The organism is Myxococcus sp. CA051A (assembly GCF_013336705.1).
GTDB classification, from domain to species: Bacteria; Myxococcota; Myxococcia; order Myxococcales; family Myxococcaceae; genus Myxococcus; species Myxococcus llanfairpwllgwyngyllgogerychwyrndrobwllllantysiliogogogochensis.
On record NZ_JABUMS010000007.1, the window covers coordinates 154,732 to 178,233 of the forward strand.

The 23,502-nt window shown below is 69.3% G+C and carries 17 protein-coding genes; 3 read left to right on the forward strand and 14 right to left on the reverse strand.

Features of this window, described 5'->3' with window-relative positions:
- Position 1: 1 nt before the first annotated feature.
- The 4 genes from HUA74_RS21315 to HUA74_RS21330 form a co-directional block, all read right to left on the reverse strand.
- A complete protein-coding gene (locus HUA74_RS21315; protein ID WP_174455994.1) occupies positions 2–2,296 on the reverse strand; it encodes a membrane dipeptidase in 2,295 nt (764 codons plus the stop codon).
- Positions 2,297–2,416: 120 nt separating this feature from the next.
- The gene (locus HUA74_RS21320) at positions 2,417–3,757 is read right to left on the reverse strand and encodes a CapA family protein (RefSeq protein WP_174455995.1); all 1,341 of its coding nucleotides are present in this window, start codon (positions 3,755–3,757) and stop codon (positions 2,417–2,419) included.
- Positions 3,758–3,956: 199 nt separating this feature from the next.
- On the reverse strand, positions 3,957–4,322 hold the full coding sequence (locus HUA74_RS21325; RefSeq protein ID WP_174455996.1) for a VOC family protein: 366 nt from the start codon (positions 4,320–4,322) through the stop codon (positions 3,957–3,959).
- A 282-nt stretch (positions 4,323–4,604) separates the two neighbouring features.
- Positions 4,605–5,003 carry a hypothetical protein gene (locus tag HUA74_RS21330; protein ID WP_174455997.1) on the reverse strand — a complete coding sequence of 133 codons (399 nt, stop codon included), beginning with the start codon at positions 5,001–5,003 and terminating at the stop codon, positions 4,605–4,607.
- A gap of 247 nt (positions 5,004–5,250) precedes the next feature.
- On the opposite strand from HUA74_RS21330, the gene HUA74_RS21335 reads away from it, so the two are divergent.
- Positions 5,251–6,762, forward strand: a complete 1,512-nt coding sequence (locus tag HUA74_RS21335; RefSeq protein WP_174455998.1) for an ABC transporter substrate-binding protein — start codon at positions 5,251–5,253, stop codon at positions 6,760–6,762.
- 136 nt (positions 6,763–6,898) lie between these two features.
- Here HUA74_RS21335 and HUA74_RS21340 read toward each other — a convergent pair whose 3' ends face one another.
- The 10 genes from HUA74_RS21340 to HUA74_RS21385 form a co-directional block, all read right to left on the reverse strand.
- A complete protein-coding gene (locus tag HUA74_RS21340; RefSeq protein WP_254623918.1) occupies positions 6,899–8,353 on the reverse strand; it encodes an EGF domain-containing protein in 1,455 nt (484 codons plus the stop codon).
- A 384-nt stretch (positions 8,354–8,737) separates the two neighbouring features.
- A complete protein-coding gene (locus HUA74_RS46860) occupies positions 8,738–10,024 on the reverse strand; it encodes a DUF4215 domain-containing protein (protein ID WP_174456000.1) in 1,287 nt (428 codons plus the stop codon).
- A gap of 378 nt (positions 10,025–10,402) precedes the next feature.
- On the reverse strand, positions 10,403–11,689 hold the full coding sequence (locus HUA74_RS46645) for a DUF4215 domain-containing protein (RefSeq protein ID WP_305794100.1): 1,287 nt from the start codon (positions 11,687–11,689) through the stop codon (positions 10,403–10,405).
- Positions 11,690–11,824: 135 nt separating this feature from the next.
- Complete coding sequence (locus tag HUA74_RS21355) at positions 11,825–12,553, reverse strand: DUF4215 domain-containing protein (RefSeq protein WP_254613995.1); 729 nt, start codon at positions 12,551–12,553, stop codon at positions 11,825–11,827.
- Positions 12,554–12,705: 152 nt separating this feature from the next.
- A complete protein-coding gene (locus HUA74_RS21360) occupies positions 12,706–13,245 on the reverse strand; it encodes an MXAN_0125 family MYXO-CTERM protein (protein WP_174456002.1) in 540 nt (179 codons plus the stop codon).
- 108 nt (positions 13,246–13,353) lie between these two features.
- Complete coding sequence (gene upp / locus HUA74_RS21365) at positions 13,354–13,989, reverse strand: uracil phosphoribosyltransferase (protein WP_141646699.1); 636 nt, start codon at positions 13,987–13,989, stop codon at positions 13,354–13,356.
- Positions 13,990–14,016: 27 nt separating this feature from the next.
- A complete protein-coding gene (locus HUA74_RS21370) occupies positions 14,017–15,228 on the reverse strand; it encodes a URC4/urg3 family protein (RefSeq protein WP_174456003.1) in 1,212 nt (403 codons plus the stop codon).
- Positions 15,221–16,468 (reverse strand): GTP cyclohydrolase II, encoded by a 1,248-nt coding sequence (locus HUA74_RS21375; protein WP_141646701.1) that lies wholly within the window; start codon positions 16,466–16,468, stop codon positions 15,221–15,223. Before HUA74_RS21375 ends, HUA74_RS21370 begins: the two co-directional genes overlap by 8 nt.
- Before the next feature lie 64 nt (positions 16,469–16,532).
- Positions 16,533–18,017, reverse strand: a complete 1,485-nt coding sequence (locus HUA74_RS21380; RefSeq protein ID WP_174456004.1) for a CoA-acylating methylmalonate-semialdehyde dehydrogenase — start codon at positions 18,015–18,017, stop codon at positions 16,533–16,535.
- A gap of 252 nt (positions 18,018–18,269) precedes the next feature.
- Positions 18,270–18,680, reverse strand: coding sequence for a hypothetical protein (locus tag HUA74_RS21385; protein ID WP_141646703.1), 411 nt, complete (start codon positions 18,678–18,680; stop codon positions 18,270–18,272).
- 289 nt (positions 18,681–18,969) lie between these two features.
- Between HUA74_RS21385 and HUA74_RS21390 the strand changes: the two genes are divergently transcribed.
- Together HUA74_RS21390 and HUA74_RS21395 are read left to right on the forward strand one after the other, a co-directional pair.
- Positions 18,970–20,613, forward strand: coding sequence for a type VI secretion system contractile sheath domain-containing protein (locus HUA74_RS21390; protein ID WP_174456005.1), 1,644 nt, complete (start codon positions 18,970–18,972; stop codon positions 20,611–20,613).
- A 94-nt stretch (positions 20,614–20,707) separates the two neighbouring features.
- Positions 20,708–23,494, forward strand: a complete 2,787-nt coding sequence (locus HUA74_RS21395; protein ID WP_174456006.1) for a serine/threonine-protein kinase — start codon at positions 20,708–20,710, stop codon at positions 23,492–23,494.
- The last annotated feature ends 8 nt before the right edge of the window (positions 23,495–23,502 follow it).

Genomic DNA, 23,502 nt, shown 5'->3' on the forward strand with positions numbered 1-23,502 from the left:
CCTACTTACAGGTGAAGGACCAGCGACACGTCCCCGACTGGCACTCGCGCCCGGAGCCGCACGCCGCCCCTCGGCCCTTCTTGTTCTGGCACTTGCCGGAGTTCAACCCCCAGCCACAGTACTGGCTCGCACCACAGTGCGAGTCGCTGTCACACAGGCAACTCCCCGTCGGATTCAGATAGCAGTCCGCGCTGCACCGGTCCGTCGTGCACTCGTTATCCGACTTGCACGTCTGCCCGTACGCCTTCGACCTCGGCGTGAAGCACCACCCCACCGCGTCCGCGCACCCACCACACGACCCCGACTGGCACTGCCCATCCCGACTGCACGACGTCCAGTCCGTCTTCTTCGGCACGCAGTCGTTGTCCGCCGGATTCCCCGGCGTGTCCTTCTGGCAGTACCCCACCCCGCCGCAGTCCTCGTCCCCGTTGCACACGCACCGTCCATCGAACGTGCTGCACAACACCGACGTGCACTGCTCGCTCAAGCACTCGTCGTCGAACCGGCACTCCTGGTTCATCTCCTTGCTGTCCGGCGAATAGGCCTTCCCACACACCGTCGGGTACGCCGCCTCCCGGTCCTCCGGCTTCACCCACGCCGCCACACCCGTCGTGTCGATATCCAGCGCCGCGTCCGCCATCCCCGTGCGAGTCACCGCCGTGCGCTCCCACATCCGGATGAACGTCTCCGCCGAGCCCGTCAGCCCCGCCGTGTTCACCCCCAGGTTGCTCAAGTCACGCACCATGTCCGGCAACAGGCCCACGTGCGCCAGGCCCTGCTCGTCGAACGCCGTCCCCAACCGCCCCGGCCCCTGCAAGGTCTGTTGCCGCGCCTGCGCGTCCGCCTCCGCCTGGAACCCCGCCGAACACGCCCCGTCATCTCCAAACCGCGGCCGCGTCTGCTGGATGAACCCGTTGAAGTCCGCACCAAACGCCATCGGAACCTTGAGGCCCTGACGACCGAACTCGTACGCCTGCGCGAATGAACGCGTGGACCCCTGGCAGTTGTTCGCCACGCCGGACTTCGTATACGTCCGCGTCTCGTCGTGCGCCGTGCGCAGACCGAACATGCCGCCCGTGCGCCGCAACATCTGCACCACCCACGCCGGCGTCGTCTTCTCGTTCTCCGCCAGCTTCCCGTTCATCACCTCGCGGAAGTGCCCGTGGCTCACATAGAGCGGGTAGTACTTGTTGCGCTCCGCCACCGAGTACGCATCCCGCACGCTCTTCTCCGACAGGTGCGCCAGGTCGATGAGCATCCCCTTGTCCATCATCGCCTGCATCAGCGACTGCCCCTCCGCCGTCAGGCCCTTCACGTTGCGGCAGCTGCCGTCCACGTCGAAGCCCAGCGTCATCCCGCCCACCGTCAGCCCACAGTCCGTGTCGATGTGACAGTTCTCGAGGAACTGCGCCGCCTGGAAGATGGCGTTGTGCGGCGCCGCGCCACCAAACCGGTTGTCCAACTGGTGCACCGGCTGCAACGTGCGCACGCCCAGCCCGTGGAAGCGCTCCAGCTCCGCGCGCCAGTCCTTCGCTCCAAAGAGCTTGCTCGTCTCGATGGAGAGCACCATCGCCAGCTTGCCCTCGGAGATGATGCGCCGCGCGTCCGCCGGAGTCAGCGCCAGGTCCACCCAGTCGCGAGTCGCCGCGAACTCGCGCGCCTTCTGCAACTGCACCTCCACGTCCATCATCTCGTCACACGGCCGCGTGCGGTTCTGCGGCGGCAGCGCCTCACACAAGAAGCCGTTGCTCACCGCCGACACCACCACCAGCGACATGCCGCCCTGGTGCGCCTGCCGCAGCCACCCCTCCCACGACTGCTGGTGCGCAATCGTGTCCCAGCGCGGCCACTCCGTGTTCGGGTTGCGCCGCCCGTCATGCAGGCCCGTGTCGCCCTGAGTGCCTTCAATCTTCCCCAGGAACTCCGAACCCACCGCGCCCGCGACGCCGAACAACTGCGACAACACCGGCACCCCGCGCAGGTCGATGTTGCTCGAATTCGGACACAGGTTGAGCAGATGGCTCAGGTCCATCCGCACCCGAGCGTGGTCGCTCTCCGGCCACCCGCCGTCACACCGCGTGAGCGCGTCCGTGACGGTGCCGTGGAACCAGCCCCCGCCAAACGCCTCCTCCGCGAACATGTGGTGATGCAGCTCCGCGAAGCCCGGCACGCCCAGCTCCTGCTGCTGGGTGCCCACGGGCTCGGCGGGCGCTTGCCCCTCCTCCACCGGCACGCACGACAACGCCATGGCCAGTACCCAGGTGGAACACCATCGAAGACGACGCGAAAGGGACATGGGGGACTCCCTGCAAGTGGAAACCCCCACTTAGCGCCAGCCCACACCCCAAGTTCAAGCCGGACGTCGCCATGCCGTGACTGACGCAACGGTGCTGCACCGCGTCGCGAAGTCCAGGGGCTACGGCGGCGTCTGGGTCGCCAGGCTCCGAGTCCCAGGAGCGGGCGGTACGAAGGCCGTGCGCTGGCGCAGCTCGGAGGAGGCCACGGCGAAGCCCTCGGGCAGCATGCGGAGGATTCGCTCCCGCCGGTGCTGGGAGCCGACGAGACGCTTCTCCAGAAGTGCCTTCTCCGCGAGCGTCGCCTTGTCCAACGGCGCGGGCCGAGCCGCCAGCGCCGCGAGTCGCTCCCTCACCGCCTCCAGCTCCCGGTCGATGAGCACCGGCTGGATGTTTCGTCGCTCCCGGGCCTTGCGCCCCACCGCGTTGTTCTCAATCCACACCGGCAGCACCGCCACGTCTCCCAGCACCACGGGCGCCCCGGGCACGGAGCGCGCCAGTGAGACTCGCAGCAGCATGGAATCCCGCTTGTCCCCCGCCTCGCCCTTCTTCCCCGGCGCGTGGCGGTAGAAGCGGTCCTGGTTCGCCACCAGGTTGCCCAGGGAGAAGGCGATGAGCCCTCGCCGCCCGTCCGCCGTCGTGTAGCCCTCCAGCGGCTGGAGCACGTGCGGATGGTGCCCGATGACGGCCAGCGCCCCGGCGTCCAGCAGCGCGCGGCCCAGCTCGCGGTCCTGGGGGTTCGGGGTGTCGGCGTACTCTGTTCCCCAGTGCACCAGGACCACGAGCGCGTCACAGCGCGCGGCCACGGCTCGGACCTGTTCCACGGCCTCGTCGGTGGTGAGCCCCCGGTGCAGGCGATGAATGGGATACGGCACGAAGGCCACGTGCGGCGCCTGCGCGTCCTTGGGATTGCTGAAGCCATTGAGCAGGCGCGTGAAGGACAGGAAGCCCACCTTCATCCCGCGCACGTCCATGAAGACAGGCTCCCAGGCCGCGGCCTTCGTCGCGCCCGTGCCCGTGTGGCGCAGCCCTGTCGCATCCAGGTGCCGCAGCGTCTCCACCAGCCCCGTGGGGAGCTGGTCCCTCGCGTGGTTGTTGCCGGTGGAGACGAGCTTCACGCCCGAGGCGGCGAGCGCTCGAGCCATGGCCGACGGCGCGTTGAAGAGCAGCTCCCGCGTCACCGCCTTCTTGTTGTCCGTGACGGGCGTCTCCAGATTGATGACGCCCACGTCCGCGGTGCGCAGCACGTCCGCGATGGGACCGAAGACATGGTCCCATCCTTCGTTGTTGAGCGACGGCGCCACGCCGCCCGTCGGTGGCACCGGCCCGGTGCGCGCGTGCAGCTTCGCCACCGTCTTCACTTCGCCGTGCGGAATCACATCCCCGCCGAACACGAGCTCGACATGAGTGGCGGGCGCGGCGGCGAACAACAGCGGGATGAGCAACAGCGCGGGCGAAGGCACGCCCGCCACCTTAGTCCACCCTCTCCACGGACGCGGAATCCCTGGCCGTTGACCCGGGTGCTACAGGCCCCGCTCCGTGGAATCCACTCCGGCACGGTGACGTCTCGACACCACCACGCACCGCGTCTCGCGCTCGTCGCATGCAGCGCGCCCCATCCAGGGGAAGCGCCGTGCCTTCGCGCACGGCGCCATCCTCCGGTCAGCGTGCGCGTGGGCTGGCGTTCACCTCGACGAGCAGCTCACCGGGCGCCTTGCAGTAGACCATCGTGCCCCGGTTGTTGCGGATGACGTCACTGACCTCGAGCCCCTCGGCGCGAGCCCGCTCCTGGAACCCGAGCACGGTGGCTTCGTCGTCGACGAGGAAGCCGATGTGGAAGCCCTCCGGGTACTTCTCCGTGGGCGACTTGAGGCGCTGGAGCACGAGCACCAGACCCTCGCGGTCCGTGAGGATGGCGATGGCCGGGGAGGCGCGGTTGCTGGTGTGCTCGAAGTCGAAGAAGTGCTCGAAGAACGTCGCGGTGCACTGGACGTCGGGGACCTGCAGGTCGATGTGGTTCAGCTTCATGGTGAGACCCTCGGGGCATGGCGATGCCCACAAGGCCGGGGGTTCTCATCCGTGAAGGAGGAACAAGCGCTCCCACCATGGGAGTGACCGGGGCTCACCGAACCGGTCCGCCGTTTTTCGACCGGGCGCGAGTATAGGACAGGACCGCGCACCAAGGCGAGGCAAGCCTCACCACCCGCCCCGGCACGCACCCCGTCGGTCAGAGCACCAGCGAGACGACGCCCGCGACGTCCGTGACGCCCTCCGCCGTGAAACACCCCAACACGTCCGTGTTGAGCAGCGTCAGCGTGCGCACCACCGTCGCGCCACGAACCGACCGCTCACCACCGTCCCGGTGAGGACGACAACGACCTCACCCGCCGGCTTCACGTTCATCGCGGTGGTGCCCGACGCGACGCTCACGGTGTCATCACTCCACTGGGTGTGAATCGTGGAAGTTCCCTGGCCGAACCCACAGCCGAGGATGCCATCCCCCTCCGTGGTGACGATGGCGGAGGGCAGACTCAGCGGCAACCCCGCGCACCCGTCGGTGCCGAGGGCGGAGACATGGGTCTGCCTGGCATCGTTGGTCAGACCCGGCTCGAATTCGGTGACTTCCGAACCCAGACACGCGAGGAGGGCGGTCTGCGCTTGCGCCTCCATCGTGGCGAACAGGGACAACACCACGAACAACCCAGACACGGACTTGAAGAGGATGGTGGACTTCCTGACGACTGCTCCCGCTCGAGGTGACGAACCCCCACGGACGTGAGGATGGCGCCAGTCATCACGGAGTCCGTTGCCGAGCCCACCTGCCGACAAGCGTGTTTGCCTTCACAGCCCCGAGAGAAAATTGGACTTGAAGCGTTCCCGGAAATGTCAGACCGACCCGGTATGAATCTCCCCGCGCGGCGCCATTCAGGGCGTCGCCAGAAGGATTGCCTTCGCCATGAATATGTCATTGATTTCCCTCGGGCTTCTGGTCGGAATGACAGGGGTCGGCTGCGCGGGTCTCGACGATGCCGAGGCGGTGGACTCCTCCGTGTCGACGGACGAGACCTCCCAGGTCACCCATGCCCTGGTCACCCATGTCACCGGCACCAGCCCGGTCACCTTCGTCACCATGTCGGGCAACGAGACGAAGCCATACAACCAGTCCGCCACGTCGGTGGTGGCATACATGCGGGACTCGACGACCGGGGCGTTCACGGCCTATCCGGGCACGGGCTCCGCGGACGGCACCATCTCCGTGCCGAACGTCCCTTCCGGCCGCATCTACCTGAAGCTGGGCTCGCGCTACCTGGTGAGCACCGGCCGCGCGTTCGACCTGGGCTCCACGGAGTGGGGCCGCGATGGCACCTTCGTCTCGCTGCCCACTCCCGTGATGGTGTCCGCCACCGGCCTGTCTCCCTGGCAGCCAGCGGACTTCCTGGACATGTATTCGTTGAACCCGGGGGCGTTCGGCCACATCAACGGCAACGCCACGGGGTTCCCCCTGTCGGGCGCCACGTCGCTCTCCGGGCTGAGCTTCGATTACGCCAACATGATCAACCCGGTGCTGCTCGACAGCGGCCAGGGGGATGTGTTCTCGCTGGCGCAGATGCGGTTGCAGTCGAGCGCGAATGGAGTGCCCTACCGCGCGATGCACAAGGTGCTCGACGCGAGCGTGACGCAGGTGGAGGGCCAGCCCGTCACCGTCAGCGGAACCTTCACCCAGCCCGTCGCGACAGGCACCTTCGCGGTGGACTGGAGACGCTCGGCCTTCGAAGCCATGCGCACCCAGGTGAACCCGGGCGCGGTCAGCACGTACAGCGAGATCTGGATGTCCGCCCGGCCGGCCGCGCTGAGCTCGGCGCTCGGGTCCATCAGCGGGTCGCCCGTGCTCGTGAAGCTCAATCCTGACTCGCAGCGGACCGACATCGTCACGGGGAGCATGACCTACAACAACCCGCTCCCGGCGACGTGGCAGAAGGTGGCGCTCGCCGCCGCGGGCTTCACGAAGAGCTACGCGCTGGGGACCGCGACGCCCTACACCATGAGCGTGGACATCCGCATGGACCAGGAGGCGAGCGCGTTCACCGCCGCGCCCGTGCAGCCCCTTGTCGGGCCGGTGCAGGCACCCCTGGTGAACACGCGCGGCGCGTTCCAGAACCTCACGGGCGTGGGGACTGACGCCTCGCTGCGCTGGTCGAAGCCGCTGGTCGGCACGGCCACGAACTACGTGGTGAACATCTACCGGCTGGGCACGAGCAACGGCTCCACCACCGCGACGCGCGTGGCGGTGCTGCACACGGATCTCCAGAGCGTGTACCTGCCCCCGGACGTGCTGCAGGCAGGCCAGACGTACTTCGCGGAGATCCAGAGCTGGCACCAGCCCGGCTCGGACCTCGCGACGAGCCCGTACAAGCGCTCGCTGCCTCGAGGCCGCGCCAGCGTGCTCACCGGCATGTTCAGCCCGTAGACGCTGAAGTTCTGGGGAGAAAGGGAGCCCGCTCAAATCCATCGAGCGAGCGTTCGACTCCGCGGGTTTCGAGTACGACTGACCACGGTGGGCGCGAAGCACTGCCCTTCGCGCCCACCGTGAAACCACCGTCAGCTCACAGCGGGCAGTTCGGCTCGCCGCCGCCGCTGACACCGGACGGGTACGTGATGGACCCGACGTACGACGGGTGGCACGGGTAGCACGCGGCCCCCACGTCGGCGCTGGTGGCAGCGCCCGTGAAGACCTGGTCCGACTGCCCCGCGCGCTTCACCGTCACCGAGTAGGGCACGGGGTTCTCCGACGACGCGGTCGGCGAGAAGCCCGCCGCCTTGAGGCAGATGTCATACGTGCCGTTCGGCGGCGTGAAGCCCGGGTTCCAGACGACGTTCTCCGGCCCCCGCCCACTCGACGCGTCCTGGTCCAGCTCGCCCCCATCCGTGCTCGGCCCAGGCCCGCGGTTGTCGTAGAAGATGATCTTCCCCGTCGGCGTCCGGACCACCAGGTCCGCATCCCCGTCACGGCCCCACATCGCGGTGACCTGCAGCGCGATGCCCCCACCACCGCCCGTGCACACCCCCGCGTTGCAGGTCTTCCCCGCCGCGCAGACGTTGCCGCAAGAGCCGCAGTTTTGCTCGTCCGACCACACGTCCACGCACTGCGAGCCACACTGGACCCGAGGCGGCGCGCAGGTCGCCGGCTGGCAGTAGTAGCTCCCCGGCGTGTTCACGCACTGCTGGCCCGGCGGGCAGTGGGCCGTCCCGTTGGTGCACTCGTTGATGTCATTGCACGTCCAGCCATCCCCCGAGTAGCCCGGCTTGCACGTGCAGGTGTAGCTGCCCGGCGTGTTCGTGCAGTAGGCATTCGGCGAGCACTGCGCCGTGCCGTTGGTGCACTCGTTCACGTCGTGGCAGACGCTGGGCTGGCCCTGACAGGTGTAACCCGGCTCCACCGCGCAGTTGGCGCTACAGCCGTCCCCCGCCCCGCGGTTGCCGTCGTCACATCCTTCGCCGGTGCCCACCATGCCATCACCACAGACCACCGTGTTCACGATGCTCGTCGCCTCCACCGCGTCCACCTGGAAGATGGCGAGCAACCCGGCGCGCAGCCTCACGTAGCGGTAGGGCGTGGGGTTGTTGAAGGACACCACCGTCGAGTGCGTCCCCAGCCCCAGGTCCAGCAACTGCGCCTGTCCCGTGGAGATGACCTGCATGTTCGTCCCCAGGAACTCCACCTGCGCGATGACCGCCAGGTTCAGCCCCCGGTAATAGATGCGCAGCGGCCCGGTCCCCTCTTCACCCGCGCCCATGTCCAGCGTGAGCGAGGCCCCCAGCAGCCCCAGGAAGCTGGCCGTGGTCCCATTCGGCGCGCCCACCGCGTTCTGGGGGTTGTTCACACCGAGCAGCCCGTCCTGCACCACCGCATCGGCATACGGGTCGCCCGCGAACGCGGACACCTCGCTCGAACTCTCAGCATCGAAGAGCACTTCTTCATCGGAGCTGGCGCCACACGCACCGAACGCACCGACAACGACGAACGCCAGGGCCGCGCTCAACCAGCGCGTCATAGACATACCGCGACTGACTTTCATGTTCTGCTCCATTCCATCCGGCTGAAGGGACGAAGCGCTCCGGTGAAACCATCCACCTCGAGCACCCGCCTTGCGTATGGAACGCATGAAAGGTTTTTCCGTGAGTTCCGCCCCCTAATTTACCTGCTTTACCCGTGTTCCACTCGACAAGCCAGACGGAGAATGGCCGCGCGGAGCAAGCCAGGCGACACCCTTCCCGCCCAAAGCATGACACGAAGTACGTGGGTGTCCTTAGCGCCCCGGGGCCTGGACAAGCCATGCGTCGGTCTCCACCCAGCACTGCGAGACAGGGTTCCCGTTGGACTCTCCACCAGCCCGCGCGGGGCGACACCCTCTCGCGGGCCGGTGTCTGTCATTTCTCGTGTCTCAAGGATAGGTAATGGAGCCGACGTAGCTGGCGAGGCCAGGCGCGCAATCTTCCTCAAACGAGCGCGCCGTGAACGTGCCAGTGAAGTCGACATCCGGCTGGCCCGGGCGCCGCACCTTGATGGCGTAGCCCAGGGGGGCCGCAGGCGAGGGTCCGGGGAAGAAAAACTGCGTCAGCAGGCAGACGTCGTAGGTGCCGCTCGGCGGTGTCCGGCCCGTGGCCCAGAAGATGTTCTCGGGTCCCCTCCCTCTTGAATCCACGTCCAGTCGTCCAAAGTCCGTCCCCGCGTTGGGGCCTATGTTGAGATAGTAGATGACCTTGCCCGTGGGCGTCCTCACGGCGATGTCCGCGTCTCCGTCCCGGCTCCAGGTCGCGGTGAACTGGAGATTGCCCGAGCCCACGCACACGCCCGCGGCACAGGCATTCCCCTCGCCACAGACGTTGCCGCAAGCGCCGCAGTTGTTGTTGTCCGTGCGCGGGTCGACGCAGACCTCGCCGCAGACGATACGGGGCGGCTCGCAAACGGGCTCCTCACACTCGAAGCCTCCGGGCGTGTTGACGCACACCTCTCCCGGCGCGCACGTGTCCGTGCCCAGCGCGCACTCGTCGATGTCCGTGCACACGCTCGGCTGCCCCGCGCAGGTGTAGCCCGGCTCCACCTGACAGACGATGCTACAGCCGTCTCCGGAGAGCTGATTGCCGTCATCACAGACTTCGACGCCTCCCAGCACCCCGTCACCACAGAAGGGACGGATGGACGTCTCCACCGCGTCCACCAGGTAGAGCGCGAGCAGCGCGCCCCTCAGGCGCACGTACCGGTAGGGCTCACTCCCAGGGTACGTCGCCACCGCCACATGTGTCCCCACGCCCAGCTCCACCAGGTGCACCGGGCTGGAGCCAATGAGCGTCCCATTCGCCCTCAGGAAGTCCACCTGCGCCACCAGCGCCAGCGACAGGCCCTGGTAATACACTCGCAAGTCTCCCGTACCTTCCTCACCCGCCCCCAAATCCAGCACCAGCGCCGTGTTCAGCAGGCTCAGCAGCGTCGCCGCCTGCCCGTCCGGCGCTCCCACCGCCGCGCTCGCGTTGAGCACCGTCCCCGTCGTGCCAGACGCCACCGCGTCCGCGTACGGGTCCCACGCCAACTCCTGGCTCGTTTGCGTCACCTCCCCATCACCTCCGGGACGCTCCGCTCCATCGAGAGATTCCACGCCGCAAGAACCCAGCAACAACGCCAACGTCGCGCTCAGTCCCCACGACCACAGCGCGCTTGTACGGATACTCATGGGATGACTCCCCGAGGAACTGAATGAGACCCGGAATGGGCCACTCTTCCTCGCGGAATGAATCTCATGACCGCTCGCGCCCCACAGCTCACACACGCGACATGCTGGCTGGCAACGTCCTCCGGCCAGCAGCAGACATGTGCGAAGGGACAATGGACGGGAACCCAACCCCGTGTGTTTCATGATTCATGCATCAGCGGTGCGGGGCACGTCGCCAGCCTCCGAGCAGCGCCAGCGAGCCCGCAGGCGCGACTTCTCGCCAGCGCCTGCCTCCAGCAGCTCAATGGCTCCGCGAGACGAGCGATGCTCCGTCCATCCACCACCGGCCCGCGCGGGACACCATTCCCTCGCGGACCGGCGTCTGTCATTTCTCGGGTCTCATGGATAGGCAACCGAGCCGACGTAGGTGGGGTCTCCTGGGATGCACTCCTCGATGAACACCGCTTGGGTGATTGAGCCGGAGAAGTCGACGTCCGGCTGACCGGGGCGCCGCACCCGGACATTGTAGTGCACGGGAGCCTCTGGAGTGGGCTCCGGGCTGAAGAGGAACGCCATCAGGCAGACATGGTAGGTGCCGCTCGGCGGCGTCCGGTTCGGAGCCCAGAAGACGTTCTCGGGCCCATCCCCACCTGTGTCATCCACGTCCAGCGCGCCGAAGTCTGTCCCTACGTTGGGACCTCGGTTTTCGACGTAGATCATCCGCCCGGTGGGCGTCTTCACATAGATGTCCGCATCCCCATCCCGGCTCCAGGTCGCGGTGAACTGGAGGTTGCCCGTTCCCACGCACACGCCCGCGGCGCATGCCTTCTCCTCGCCGCAGACGTTGCCGCAGCCGCCACAGTGGTTGTTGTCGGTGTTCGGGTCCACGCAGGCCTCGCCACAGACGAGGCGCGGCGGATTGCACGAGGGCTCCTCGCACTCGAAGCCTCCGGGCGTGTTGACGCACACCTCCTCCGGCGCGCACGTGTCCGTCCCCAGGGCGCACTCGTCAATGTCCGTGCAGACGCTCGGCGCTCCCGCGCAGGTGTAGCCCGTCTCCACCTGACAGACGCTGTTGCAGCCGTCCCCGGAGAGCGGATTGCCGTCGTCACAGACCTCCACGCCACCCGGCACGCCGTCACCACAGATGGGCCGCAGCGACGTCTCCACCGCGTCCACCAGGTAGAGCGCGAGCACCGCGCCCCGCAGGCGCACGTAGCGGTAGGGCACGCTCCCCGGGTACGTCGCCACCGCCACATGCGTCCCCAGGCCCAGCTCCACCAGGTGCAGTGAACTGGAGCCGATGAACGTCCCATCCGCCTTCAGGAAGTCCACCTGCGCCACCAGCGCCAGCGACAGGCCCTGGTAGTAGACGCGCAGGTCGCCGGTGCCTTCCTCACCCTGACCCAAGTCCAGCACCAGCGCCGTGTTCAGCAGGCTCAGCAGCGTCGCCGCCTGCCCGTCCGGCGCACCCACCGCCGCCTGCGCGTTGAGCACCGTCCCCGTGGTGCCCGATGCCACCGCGTCCGCGTACGGGTCCCACGTCAGCGAGGACTCCTCGCTCGTGTACGTCAACGCACCGTCACTTCCCCCGGCATCGAGGGACTCCACACCGCAAGAGCCCAGCAACAACGCCAACGTCGCACCCAAGCCCCACGACAACAGCGCACCTGTACGGCTTCTCATTAAATGTCTCCCCAGAGGGATGGGATGAAACCCGGAATGGGCCATCCCCCTCATGGAATGAATCGCACCACTGCTGACGACTTGCTGCTGCTCACGACGCGGGGCCTTCAATCCGGCCCCGCGCCAGTCCTGGGCCTATTGGCAGACGTAGCTGCCCGGCGTATTCACACACACAGTGTTCGCGGGGCACGCGTGAGTCCCCAGCGCGCACTCGTCGCGGTCCACACAGACACTCGGTTCTCCCGAGCAGGTGTAGCCCGTCTCCACCCGGCAGATGCTGTTGCAGCCATCCCCGGAGAGCTGGTTGCCGTCGTCACACAGCTCCCCGGTGCCGTAAATCACGCCGTCACCGCAGATGGCCCGGCGGCGTGCCACCACGGCGTCCACGTTGAAGGGCTTTCCGGCCACGCTCCGGATGACGACGTAGCGATAGGGAATGGTCTGCGAATACCAGACATACTGCATGTCCACCCCCTCCCACCGGCTCCGCAGGTACAGCACGCCGCTCGAGAAGTAGCCCCCGTCCGCCGTCAGGAATTGCACCGTCGCCTGGGCGGACGAGCCCACGGGGCCCTGGGTGTAGACTTCCAGGATGCCGCTGGACTCCTGCCCTTCACCCAGGTCCAGCATCAACCCTTCGCCGGCCTCGCTCGGGAGCGTCGCGAAGACGCCGTCCGGCGCGCCCACCGCCGCCTGCGGATTGAGCACCAGCGCCGTCGTGCCCTCACCCACCGCGTTCGCGTAGTTCGGGTCCTCCAACGAAGACGTCACCGTGCCCGTGACGTCTTCCTCCGCGACCTGCTCGACGCCACACGCGCCCAACAGCAGACACGAAAGCACCACCCACGCAGAGCCACTTCCCATGCGCATCATTGAAGCCCCCCATCCCCGAGGCGGGAGAGAGCTCGGCATGAGCCCTCACTCCCCCGGCGAAGTGGGGCGGCAGACTATTCCTGGATTTCCTGCTCTCGTCTGTTCAAGCCCGCATGTCCAAGCCAGTGTTGGCCCGCCAACAGTCAGCGGTGTCTGGAGCGGCGCCAGCCTCCCAGGAGCGCCAGCACGCCCGCGAGCGCAATCCCTCCCGGAGACGAGGAACAGCCCTTCGCGGAGGCGTCCTTCGTCACACACGACACGGTGGCGGAGAGGACCAGGTCGCGCTCCTCTCCATCGACGGAGACGATGAAGGTCTCCTCCTCGAAGCGCTCCTCCGGCTGCACCTTCATGGGCAGGGACAACCCGCGCCCGTCGGAGAAGTAGAAGGAGGCCTCCTCCTCCGGCAGCAGCTCCTCGTCACACCGCCCGCCTTCGCACTGGACGAGCGGCCAGCCCTTCAGCGTCACGGGCTCGTCACAGGCATTGCGGACGGTGCTCGCGCCACAGGTCGCACGAGAGGAGATGACGAGGCACGGCATCTCCGACACCACGCTCTGGCGCTCGGTGATGCACTCACACTGCTCGCTCCTGGCGTGGGCCACCAGCGAGCCACCCACTCCCGCCAGCAGCATCCATCCGAACCACGCGGCCCCAACGCGGGGCCTGAAAGTCCTCGCTCGCATCCTGTCTACCTCCGTCTCGAAGTCCTGGCCCCCCCTGAGGCGCGCATCCTGCCGCTCGACGGGAATCAACGCCAAGTCATCGTTGCCGGAGGCAACTACCCGGGGCGGCTACTTGGTGCCGAAGAGGCGGTCCCCCGCGTCACCCAGTCCAGGCAGGATGTAGCCGTGCTCGTTGAGGCGCTCGTCCACCGCGCCGGTATAGACATGCACGTCCGGGTGGTGCTCCCTCAGGTTGGCCAGGCCCTCCGGACACGCCAATAGACAGACGAAGCGCAGCGAGCCGGGCTTGCTCTTCTTCACCCGCTGGAGCGCCGCCACCGCGGAGTTGCCCGTGGCGAGCATCGGGTCACACACCACCACGTCGCGGTCCGCGAGCTGCCCCGGCACCCGGTAGTAGTACTCCACCGGCGTGAGCGTCTCCGGGTCCCGATACAGGCCGATGTGGCCCACGCGCGCGGAGGGCACCAGCTGGAGCATCCCGTCCAGGATGCCCTGGCCCGCGCGCATGATGGCCACCAGCACCAGCTTCTTGCCCTCCAGCACCGGCGCCGTCATGGGCGCCATGGGCGTCTGGATTTCCTCGTCACGGACCTTCAAGTCCCGCAGCGCCTCGTAGGCCAGCAGCAGGGAGATTTCCTGGAGCAGGGCCCGGAAGGAGGCGGTGCTCGTCTCCGCGCGGCGCATCAACGTCAGCTTGTGCTTCACCAGCGGATGGTCCACCACGGTGCAGTTGGGGAACTCCATTGCGTCCTCCCTCTTGGTCAGCGGTTGTCAGAACACCGTTCCGTCGCTCTCCACGCGAATCGGCGGCACGCCTCCGGGGCGTCGCTCGGCGGCCACCTTGCGCCCCGCCGTCCACGTCCCGCCCTGCAGCACCTTCGCCAGCGGCAGCTCCTCCGCGCTCATCCCCAGCCGGCCACGCACCAGCGCCGCCACGCGGTCCAGCAGCGCCACCGTCAGCGCGCGCCACTCGACGATGGGCTCCTCGCTCGGGTGCAGCGCCTCCTGGGTGAGCCGCGCGTCCTTGGGCACCAGCACGCCCAGGTCCACGAAGAGGCCGCCGTTGCGGTACTCGGGCAGGCCGGTGAGGCCGTCCAGCTCCACCACCCGGAGTCCCGCCTCCGCCAGCGGCTCCACCAGCGAGTACGTCAGCCACTGCGACAGCTTGTGGAAGGGCACCAGCGCGTCCACGCTCTCCACCGGGCCCAGCGCCGAGTGGGGCCACACGTCGCCCAGGTTCACCGCGTCCACCATGACGCGGCCCGGCCAGATGGGGCCCAGCGACTCCAGCACCACGCCCAACAGCTCCGAGCCGCGCACGCTCCTGCCCTGCGCGGCGACGATGTCGTGTATCGCGCCGGGTCGGGGCAGCACGCGCGACAGGCCGTGCATCAGGTGCAGCCGTCCCTCCAGCCCGTCCAGGGGATTCGTGTCGGAGACCTGGAGCCCGCGCGCCAGCGACTCGCGCGACAGCCGGCCCAGCGCCTCTGCGTCCGCGCGCAGCGGCCGGTCCGGGTCCGAGGAGAACACGCCGTCCATGAACATGCGGAAGCTGGCCACGGCCAGCCCCTCCGAGCGCGCCCACGTCGTGCCGCCCTGCTCGCGGTAGCTCCACTTGGGGCCGCTGCCCGCGTCCAGCAGCACGCTCACCACGGCGAGGTCCAGCTTCGCCCGCGCGCGCTCCTGGGGCGTGACGTCCTTCAGCCGCGCCTCCAGCTCCGCCACGCGCTGGACGCCGCCCGCGTCGAAGTGGCGCCAGCGGCTGTGCAGCGGGATGTCCAGCGTGGGGTACGCCTCGCGCGTCACCTCCAGCACCGTGTCCACCACCGTCGGCAGCCGCGAGGGCTCCACCCGGAAGTGGGACAGCTTGCCGGCCAGTCCCAGGTCCAGCAGTTGATGGCAGCGCTCGCGGATGGCGGCCGGCGTGCGCAACCACGCCACCGCCGGGGACACGTCCGCCCTCGCCAACGGCCGCTCAGACATCGAGGCCCCGTCCCTTCACCTGGGTCAGCGCCGCGGCGTCCGCCACGGGCCCCTTCGTGAAGTAGCCCGCCGCCTTCTTCGCCTCCATCTCCACCTTCGCGTCGGCGGGGACCAGCTCCTCGGGGATGGGCACGCGCTCCAGGATTTCAATGCCCGAGCGGACAATCGCGTCGTGCTTCATGTCGCTCATCGACACGAAGCGGTGGATGCGGGTGATGCCCAGCCAGTGCAGCACGTCCGGCATCAGCTCCTGGAAGCGCATGTCCTGCACGCCCGCCACGCACTCGGTGCGCTGGAAGTAGGTGGCCGCGGAGTCGCCGCCCTCCTGCCGCTTGCGCGCATTGTAGACGAGGAACTTCGTCACCTCGCCCAGCGCGCGGCCCTCCTTGCGCAGGTAGACGATGACGCCCGCGCCGCCCGCCTGCGCCGTGCGCACGCACTCCTCGATGCCGTGGGCCAGGTACGGACGACAGGTGCAGATGTCGCTGCCGAACACGTCGGAGCCGTTGCACTCGTCGTGCACGCGCACGGCCAGGGGGATGTCCTTGTTGGACACCGAGTTGATGTCCCCGAAGGCGTACAGCGTGAGCCCGCCGATGGGCGGCAGGAAGACGTGCAGGTCCGGGCGCGTAATCAGCTCCGGGAACATGCCACCGGTCTGCTCGAAGAGGCCCCGGCGCAGCGCGTTCTCCGTCATGCCGAAGCGCTTGGCGATGCCCGGCAGGTGCCACACCGGGTCCACCGCGGCCTTCACCACCTTGATGTCGCCGTTGGCGGTGAGCAGGTCCCCGTCCGGCTTGAGGCGGCCAGCCACCACCGCGTCGCGCAGCTCCGGCAGGTTGATGTGCGCGCGCGTGACGGCGATGGTGGGACGGAAGTCGATGCCCTGCTCGGACTGCGCGCTGAACGCCTGCGGCGCGACGGCGCCCCACGGGTCCAACGACACAATCCGGTCCGGGTTGCTCCAGGACGGGTGCGGGCCAATCCGCGCGGCCGGCGAGGTGTCCTTCAGGTCCGCGCGGTGGTCCTGCGGCAACATGCCGGCGGCCACGGCGAGCGCGCGATACACGGCGTAGGAGCCGGCGTGCGTGCCGATGACGTTGCGATGCGCGGGCTCGGTGAGCGTGGCCACCACGGGGCCGCGGCGCGTCGGGTCCGGGTCACCCCAACGGATGGAGACGGCGTCCCCATCTGGATGCGAGGTGAGGCGGATGTGATTGACGGGCTTCTTGTCTGCCATGGGAGCGCCCTCCTTGCGGGCGCGTTTTGGAGCTCGAGCGAAGCGGACGAGAGGGGCGCGCGACTCAGCTCATCCAGGAGCCGTCGGTGCGCGCCGACCACTTGCGGGTGACCTTCTTGAGCTGCGTCCAGAAGTCGAGGCCGGACGGCCCGGTGATATCCCCGTGGCCGAAGCGCGACTCGCCGGTGCCGCCGAAGGAGAACGGCTCACGCGGGACGGGGACGCCCACGTTGACGCCCACCATGCCCGCGCGCACGCCCTCCACCACCGTCTGCGCCACCACGCCGCTGGTGGTGAAGATGGACGCCGCGTTGCCGTAGGACGACGCGTTCTCCACCGCGAGCGCCGCGGACAGCGTGGGCACGCGGATGATGGACAGCACCGGGCCGAACAGCTCGCGCCGCGCGGCCTCCATGTCCGGCCGCACGTGGTCCAGGATGGACGGCCCCAGCCAGTTGCCCTGGGCCCACGCGTCGCCCTTGGGACGACGACCGCGCCCGTCGAGCACCAGCTTCGCGCCCTCCGACGAGGCCTGGTCGATGGCCGTCTCCAGCCGCTCCACCGCGCCCTTGTCGATGATGGCGCCCATGCCCGGGCCCATCTCGATGCCGCCCGCGCGGCGGACGATATCCGCCAGCAGCGACTCCACGTTGCCCACCGCGAGCACCACGCTGCCGGCCATGCAGCGCTGCCCCGCGCAGCCGGTGAACGAGTCCACCACGGCCTGCGCGGTGAGCTCCGGGTCCGCGTCCGGCGCGACGATGAGGTGGTTCTTCGCGCCACCCAGCGCGAGCACGCGCTTGCCGCGCTTGCTGCCCTCCGCATAGAGGTGCCGCGCCACCGCGGACGAGCCGACGAAGGCCAGCGCCTTCACGTCCGGGTGCGCCACCAGCGCGTCCACCGCCTCCTTGCCACCGTGCACGATGGAGAAGACCCCGGCGGGATAACCCGCCTCGCGCATCAATTCGCCGAGCGCGCACGCGGTGAGGGGGACCTTCTCCGACGGCTTGTGGATGAAGACGTTGCCCAGCGTCACCGCGATGGGGAACATCCACATGGGCACCATCGCCGGGAAGTTGAAGGGCGTGATTCCCGCGACGACGCCCAGCGGCTCGCGGCGCAGCTCACACGTGACGCCCCGGCTGACCTCCATGTGCGCGCCGCTGTCCAGGTTCTGCAGCGACAGCGCGAACTCGCACACCTCGATGCCCTTGAGCAGCCCGGCGCGCGCCTCCGCCACCGTCTTGCCCGCCTCGCTCGCGGCCAGGTTCGCCAGCCGCGCGAGGTTCTGCTCCAGCAGGTGCCGGAAGCGGAAGAGCAGTTGGGTGCGCTCGCGCAGCGGCGTGGCGGCCCACGAATCGGCGGCGGAACGCGCGGCCTCCACCACCTGGGATACACCCGCGGCGGAGGTGAGTGGAACTCGGCCAATGACGGTGCCGGTGTACGGACTGCGTACGTCCAGCAGCGGCGAGCCTTGAGGCAGCTGCCACTCGCCTCCCACCAGGTTTCGACACGGAACGACGCTCTCGGGAAGCTCTACGAACGACAAGCGCACCCCCAAAAAATTCAGGTGAGGACGTGCACCTCATCGTATCCGGGAATGCAGACAGATCGGCAACCCACCCCCCAGAAAGCCTGTCAGCGCGGCGGCCGAGTGTCCGGCACCCCAGCACTTCTCCTGTCGGAAACAGGACCGGCTCCCGCGAGGCTTCACCGGACTTCAATGCATGGCGTCATGAAGGCCGCGACGCGTCATGAATTGAACGAGGGTGAGAGTGGACTCAGGTGGGAGGGCTGTCTTTCAAGCGCGCGCCGAGGGCCCGAGCCAGGCGCGCAACCGGGTGAGGACGGCGGTGTCCTCGTCGTCGTGGGGACGTCCCAGGGCGCGTGATTCGGCATACAGCGCGAGCGCGTAGTGGAAGCGCGCGGTGGCGGTCCGCGTGTCGCCCTGGTCCTGGTGCAGTTCGCCGTCCTCGGCCACGAGCCGGGCCAGCACCTTCACTCGCAAGGGGTCTCCGAGCATCCGCGAGGTGGAGGCGGCATCCACCATCAGCAGCGCGTCGTACTCCATGCCCAGTGTGTCGAGCGCGGTGGAGCGCATGAGTTGGGCCGCGTCCGCGAAACGCTTCTCCTGACGGGCCTTGAGGAGCCGGGCCAGGGCGGCGGCGAACTGCTCGACGAGGCGCTCGATGTAGTCCTTGCGGATGGACATGGGAGGTGAAGGCTGAGGCCTGGGTGGAGGCGACGCAAGCGGTATGGGAGCGCCCTCTCGGCGGGGCCCGTCGCCGACGGGAGCGCCCCACCCGGGAGGTCGTGGCGAAGCCCACATGCCCCGAGGACCGATGCGGCACGGCCTCGTGACGCGGGCCCCATGACAGGGAAGCCCCGCAACCAGCCCCCGGGTCCGAAGACCTCGCATAAGCCCGTGCCCCGCCGGGCCTTCGCGAAGAACACCTGCCTCGCGCTAACGTGCGGCGCCTTACTCACGGATGGGGCGGTGCATGAGTCAGAGCGGAAGCAGTGCAGAGGGTGCGCGCGTGCGGTGGCTGGTGGCCGGGGCCTTCTCCTCCACGCCCTCGGGTCGTCGCTTCCACGTGACCTCGGACACCTTCGCCAGCGAGCTCGCCAAGGCCTCCAGCCACGTGCGCTTCATCGTCCCGGACCGGCTCGGCGCCGAGGACACCTGCGCCCTGGAGCTGTCGTTCGAGCGGCTGCGCGACTTCGGCGTCGCCGACGTGCTCACCCGCATCCCCGCGCTTCGTGACTTGCACGCGCTGCGCGACAAGCTCACCCCCGCCCTGTCGCCCGAGGAGGCGGCGAAGCGCGTGGAGGCCATCACCGGCCCGGGCCGCCTGCCCGAAGCCGTCGCCGCGGCCCTGCGTGACGCCGCGCCTCCGCCCCCTCCCGCCCCCGTGCCCACGCCCACGCCCGATGACGTGGCCCTGATGGAGACGCTGCTCACCGCGTCCGAGCCTGGCTCGCCGGCCACCGCGTCCCGCGCCGTCGATGCGTTCTTGAAGGCCCTCAACCCGCGCGCGCCGGCCTCCGCGTCGTCGACGTCCACCCCCGCCACCGCCGCGCGCAAGTCCGTGAGGGATTTGCTGGACGAGACGGTGCTGCGCTGCGCGACGGACGTGCTCATCGCGGAGCCCGTGGCCCGGTTGGAGTCCGCGTGGCGCGGCCTCAAGTGGCTGGTGGACCAGTGCCCCACGGCCGCGGGCATGGCGGTGGAGGTGCTGGACGTGAGCCGCGGCGACCTGCTCGGAGTCCTGGACGGCGCGCTCGCCAGCGAGCCCTTCGACCGGCCCGACGCCGTCTTCGTGGTGGACACGAACGATGACGTGGCGGTGCTGGCCCGGCTGGCCGCGATGGGCGAGCGCGCGCAGTTGCCCATCGTCGTCGCCGTGGCGCCGTCGCTGTTGGGCCTGTCTCCGGACGAGCTGTCCCTGGGCCTGGAGGAGGGTCGGGAGCAGGTCTCCGAGTCGTGGACGGAGCTGCGTCAGGACGAGTCCTCGCGGTGGCTGTGCGCCGTCGTCAACCGCGTCGTCGTGGCCAGCGAGGCCCGGGCGAAGCGCGCGGCCTTCACCAGCCCCGCGCTCGCGGTGGCGGCGATGCTCGCGTCCAGCTTCCGCGACACCAGCGCCTTCGCGCGCATCTTCGGCCAGGCCGGAGGCGTGCGCGCCCCGACGACGTGGGAGATTCCCTCCGGTCGCGAGAAGGGCCTGTCCATCCCCACCGAGGTCTTCCTGCCCATCCGCGCGCAGGCGAAGCTGGAGGAGCACGGCGTGCTCGGCCTGGGCAGCGGGCGCAACGCGGACGCGGTGCTGCTGGCCGCGGCCCCCACGGTGTTCGGCGGCGGCTACGCGGTGCCCCTGCCCGCGCAGGTGCTCACCGGCCGAATCGTCCGCTTCGCGACATGGGTAAGGGACCAGCTCCCGCCCGGCTCCGGCAGCGCGGAGGTCTCCTCCATCTTCTCGCAGGCCGCGGAGGTCTTCCTCTTCCGGGGCGCCACCGAGGACGGCCAGCTCAAGGGCGAGGTCGTCTCCACCGGCAACGGCCACGGCGTCCACGTCACCGCCACCGTCCGGCCCGAGCACGCCGGCACCCGCTTCCAGCTCGCCTTCACCCTGCCGCTGCGAGCCTGAGCGTTCAGGCAGCCAGGCGGCGCTGACGCATGGCGGCGGAGAACTCGGGTTGTAGCGAGAGCTTCGCTACACTCCGCCCCGAGGTGCGCCAGACATGACGAGGAAAGACACAGGCGGGCGGGACGCGGGCACGGGGCCGGGGGAGGACCTCTCCGGTACGGGGCCCGACGAGGCGCGCCGCGCCGCGCCGCCCTTCTCCCAGATTGGGCGGTATCTGCTGCTGCGGCGGCTGGGCCAGGGCGGCATGGGCGTGGTGTACGCCGCCTATGACCCGGACCTGGACCGCAAGGTGGCGCTCAAGCTGCTGCATCCGGACGGTCGCCATGACCACTCGGAGGAGGCGCGCTCCCGGCTCTTGCGCGAGGCGCAGGCCATGGCGCGCGTCTCCCACCCCAACGTCATCCCCGTCTTCGACGTGGGCATGTGGGGCGACCAGGTCTTCGTGGCCATGGAGCTGGTGGATGGCGGCACGCTGGCCTCGTGGCTGAAGGCGTCGCCGCGCTCCTGGCGCGAAATCGTGACGCGTTATGTGGAGGCGGGCCGGGGCCTGGAGGCCGCGCACGCCGCGGGGCTGGTGCACCGCGACTTCAAGCCGGCCAACGTGCTGGTGAGCCGCGCGGGCCGCGTCTACGTGACGGACTTCGGCCTCGCGCGGACGATGGGAGACCTCCCCCAGGAAGAGGAGCCCCTGACCGAGGAGACGCGGGAGGCGCTGGCGTCCTCGGCCGGTCGTCGCATGCTGGAGACGACGCTCACCGAGGACGGCCTGCTGGTGGGCACGCCCAACTACATGTCCCCGGAGCAGTTCCGGGGCACGACGTTGGACGGACGCACGGACCAGTTCAGCTTCTGCGCCGCGCTCTATGGCGCCCTCTTCGGCGCGCGCCCCTTCGAGCCCGGCAGCCTGCGGGCGTATGCCTTCTCCAGCACCAGCGTCAGCGCCGAGTCGGAGCGCACGGAGTCGCTGGGCGCACAGCGGCCCTCGGCGGTGCCCTCCTCGCCCGCGACGATTCCGGTCCCCGCCGTGCGCGAGCCACCGCGCGACTCCAAGGTGCCCGGCTGGGTGCGCGACGCCGTGCTGCGCGGACTGTCGCTGGAGCCGGACGCGCGCTTCGCCTCCATGGCCGTGCTGCTGGAGGCGCTGTCGCAGGAGCATCGCCGGACGCTGCGGCGTCGGTGGGTGACGGCCGCCAGCGCGCTGGGCGCGACGCTCGCGCTGACGGGCGGCGCGGCGTGGCAGCAGTCGCGCGTGTGCGTGGATGCCGGGGCGCGGATGGACGACGTGTGGTCACCCACGACGCAAGCGAAGCTCTCCACCGCGTTCCAGGCCACGGGCAGGCCCTTCGCGGAAGGCATGGCCCAGAGCGTGTCACGGGCGCTCGGCGACTACGCGGACATGTGGAAGCGCCAGCGCGTGCAGGCGTGCGAGGCCACGCGCGTGCAGGGCGTCAAACCCGAGGAGCAGTTGGACCGGCAGCTCGTGTGTCTGGAGCGCCGCCGCAAGGACTTCAGCGCCACGGTGGAGCTGCTGTCGAGCGCGGACGCGGCCCTGGTGGAGAAGTCCCTGGACGCCGCGCTCGCCCTGCCCTCGTTGTGGGAATGCGAGGACACGGAGGCCCTGGCCGAGCGGCAGCGCATGCCCACCGACCCGCTGCGCCGCGCGGATATCGAACTGCTGGAGGAGAAGCTCTCCCACGTCCGCGCGCGGATGGATGCCGGCAAGCATCCGCAGGCGCTGGAGGCGGTGAAGGCGCTCGTCGCGCCGGTGGAGGCCACGGGCTATCTGCCGCTGCGCGCGGAGACGCGCTTCTTGAATGGCTGGCTGCTGGAGCAGGTGGGCGAGTCGCCCGAGGCCGCCAAGCTCCTGTCGAGCGCCGTGTTCGACGCGGAGGCAGGGCACGCGGACCGGCTGAAAGTCACCGCCCTCAACAAGCTGCTCTTCGTGGAGGACGGGCTGAAGCACTACGAGCCCGCGGCCCGCTGGGGCTCCCTCGCGGAGGCCACGCTGGAGCGGATGGGCGGAGACCCGGTGCTGCTGGGCGACGTGCGCGTCAACCAGGCCAACCTCGCCATCTCCCAGGACTTGTACGAGGAGGCGAAGACCCGCGTGGAGGAGGCCCAGGTCCTCTACGAGAAGTCCCTGCCCGCCGAGCACCCCAAGCGCGCGCGGACGACGTTCCTCCTCGCGCACGTGGTGCACTCGCTCGGAGACTCCACGCGCGCGCTGGCGCTGATGGAGGACGCGCTCCAGAAGACCACCGCCGCCATGGGCCCGCAGCACCCGGACGTGGCCCGGCGCCATGGCCTCTTGTCCATGACGCTGCGCGAGCTGAAGCAGGACGCCCAGGCGCTGCCACATGCTCAGTCTGTGGCGGACATCTTCCAGGCCATCTACGGCGCGGACAGCCCGAAGTTCGCGGAGGCGCTCGACGAGGTGGGCATGTGCCAGCTCGGCATGGGCCGCTTCGAGGACGCGCTGAAGACCTATGAGCGTTCGCTCGCGCTCAAGCGCAAGACACTGCCCGCGGACGACGAGAAGCTCCAGCCGTCCTACGACGGCGTGGGGCAGGCCCTGCTGGGCCTGGGCCGCGTGGGTGAGTCGGTGGAGCCCCTGCGTCTGGCGGTGACGTTCGCTTCCGCGCCGCCAGATGCGCTGGCGGAGTCCGGCTTCGCGCTGGCGAAGGCCCTGGTCCAATCGGGTCAGTCCCCGGAGGCACGGGGCGAGGCCACGCGCGCCCGGGGCTGGTTCACGGAAGCGGGCCTGGACACACGCGTGGGGGACGTGGACACCTTCCTCGCGGCCCTGCCCGTGCCCGCACCCGTGAAGCCCGCCCGTGTGAAGCCCGCCCGTGTGAAGCCTGCTCGCCCTCGCGGGAAATGAGGCACGCG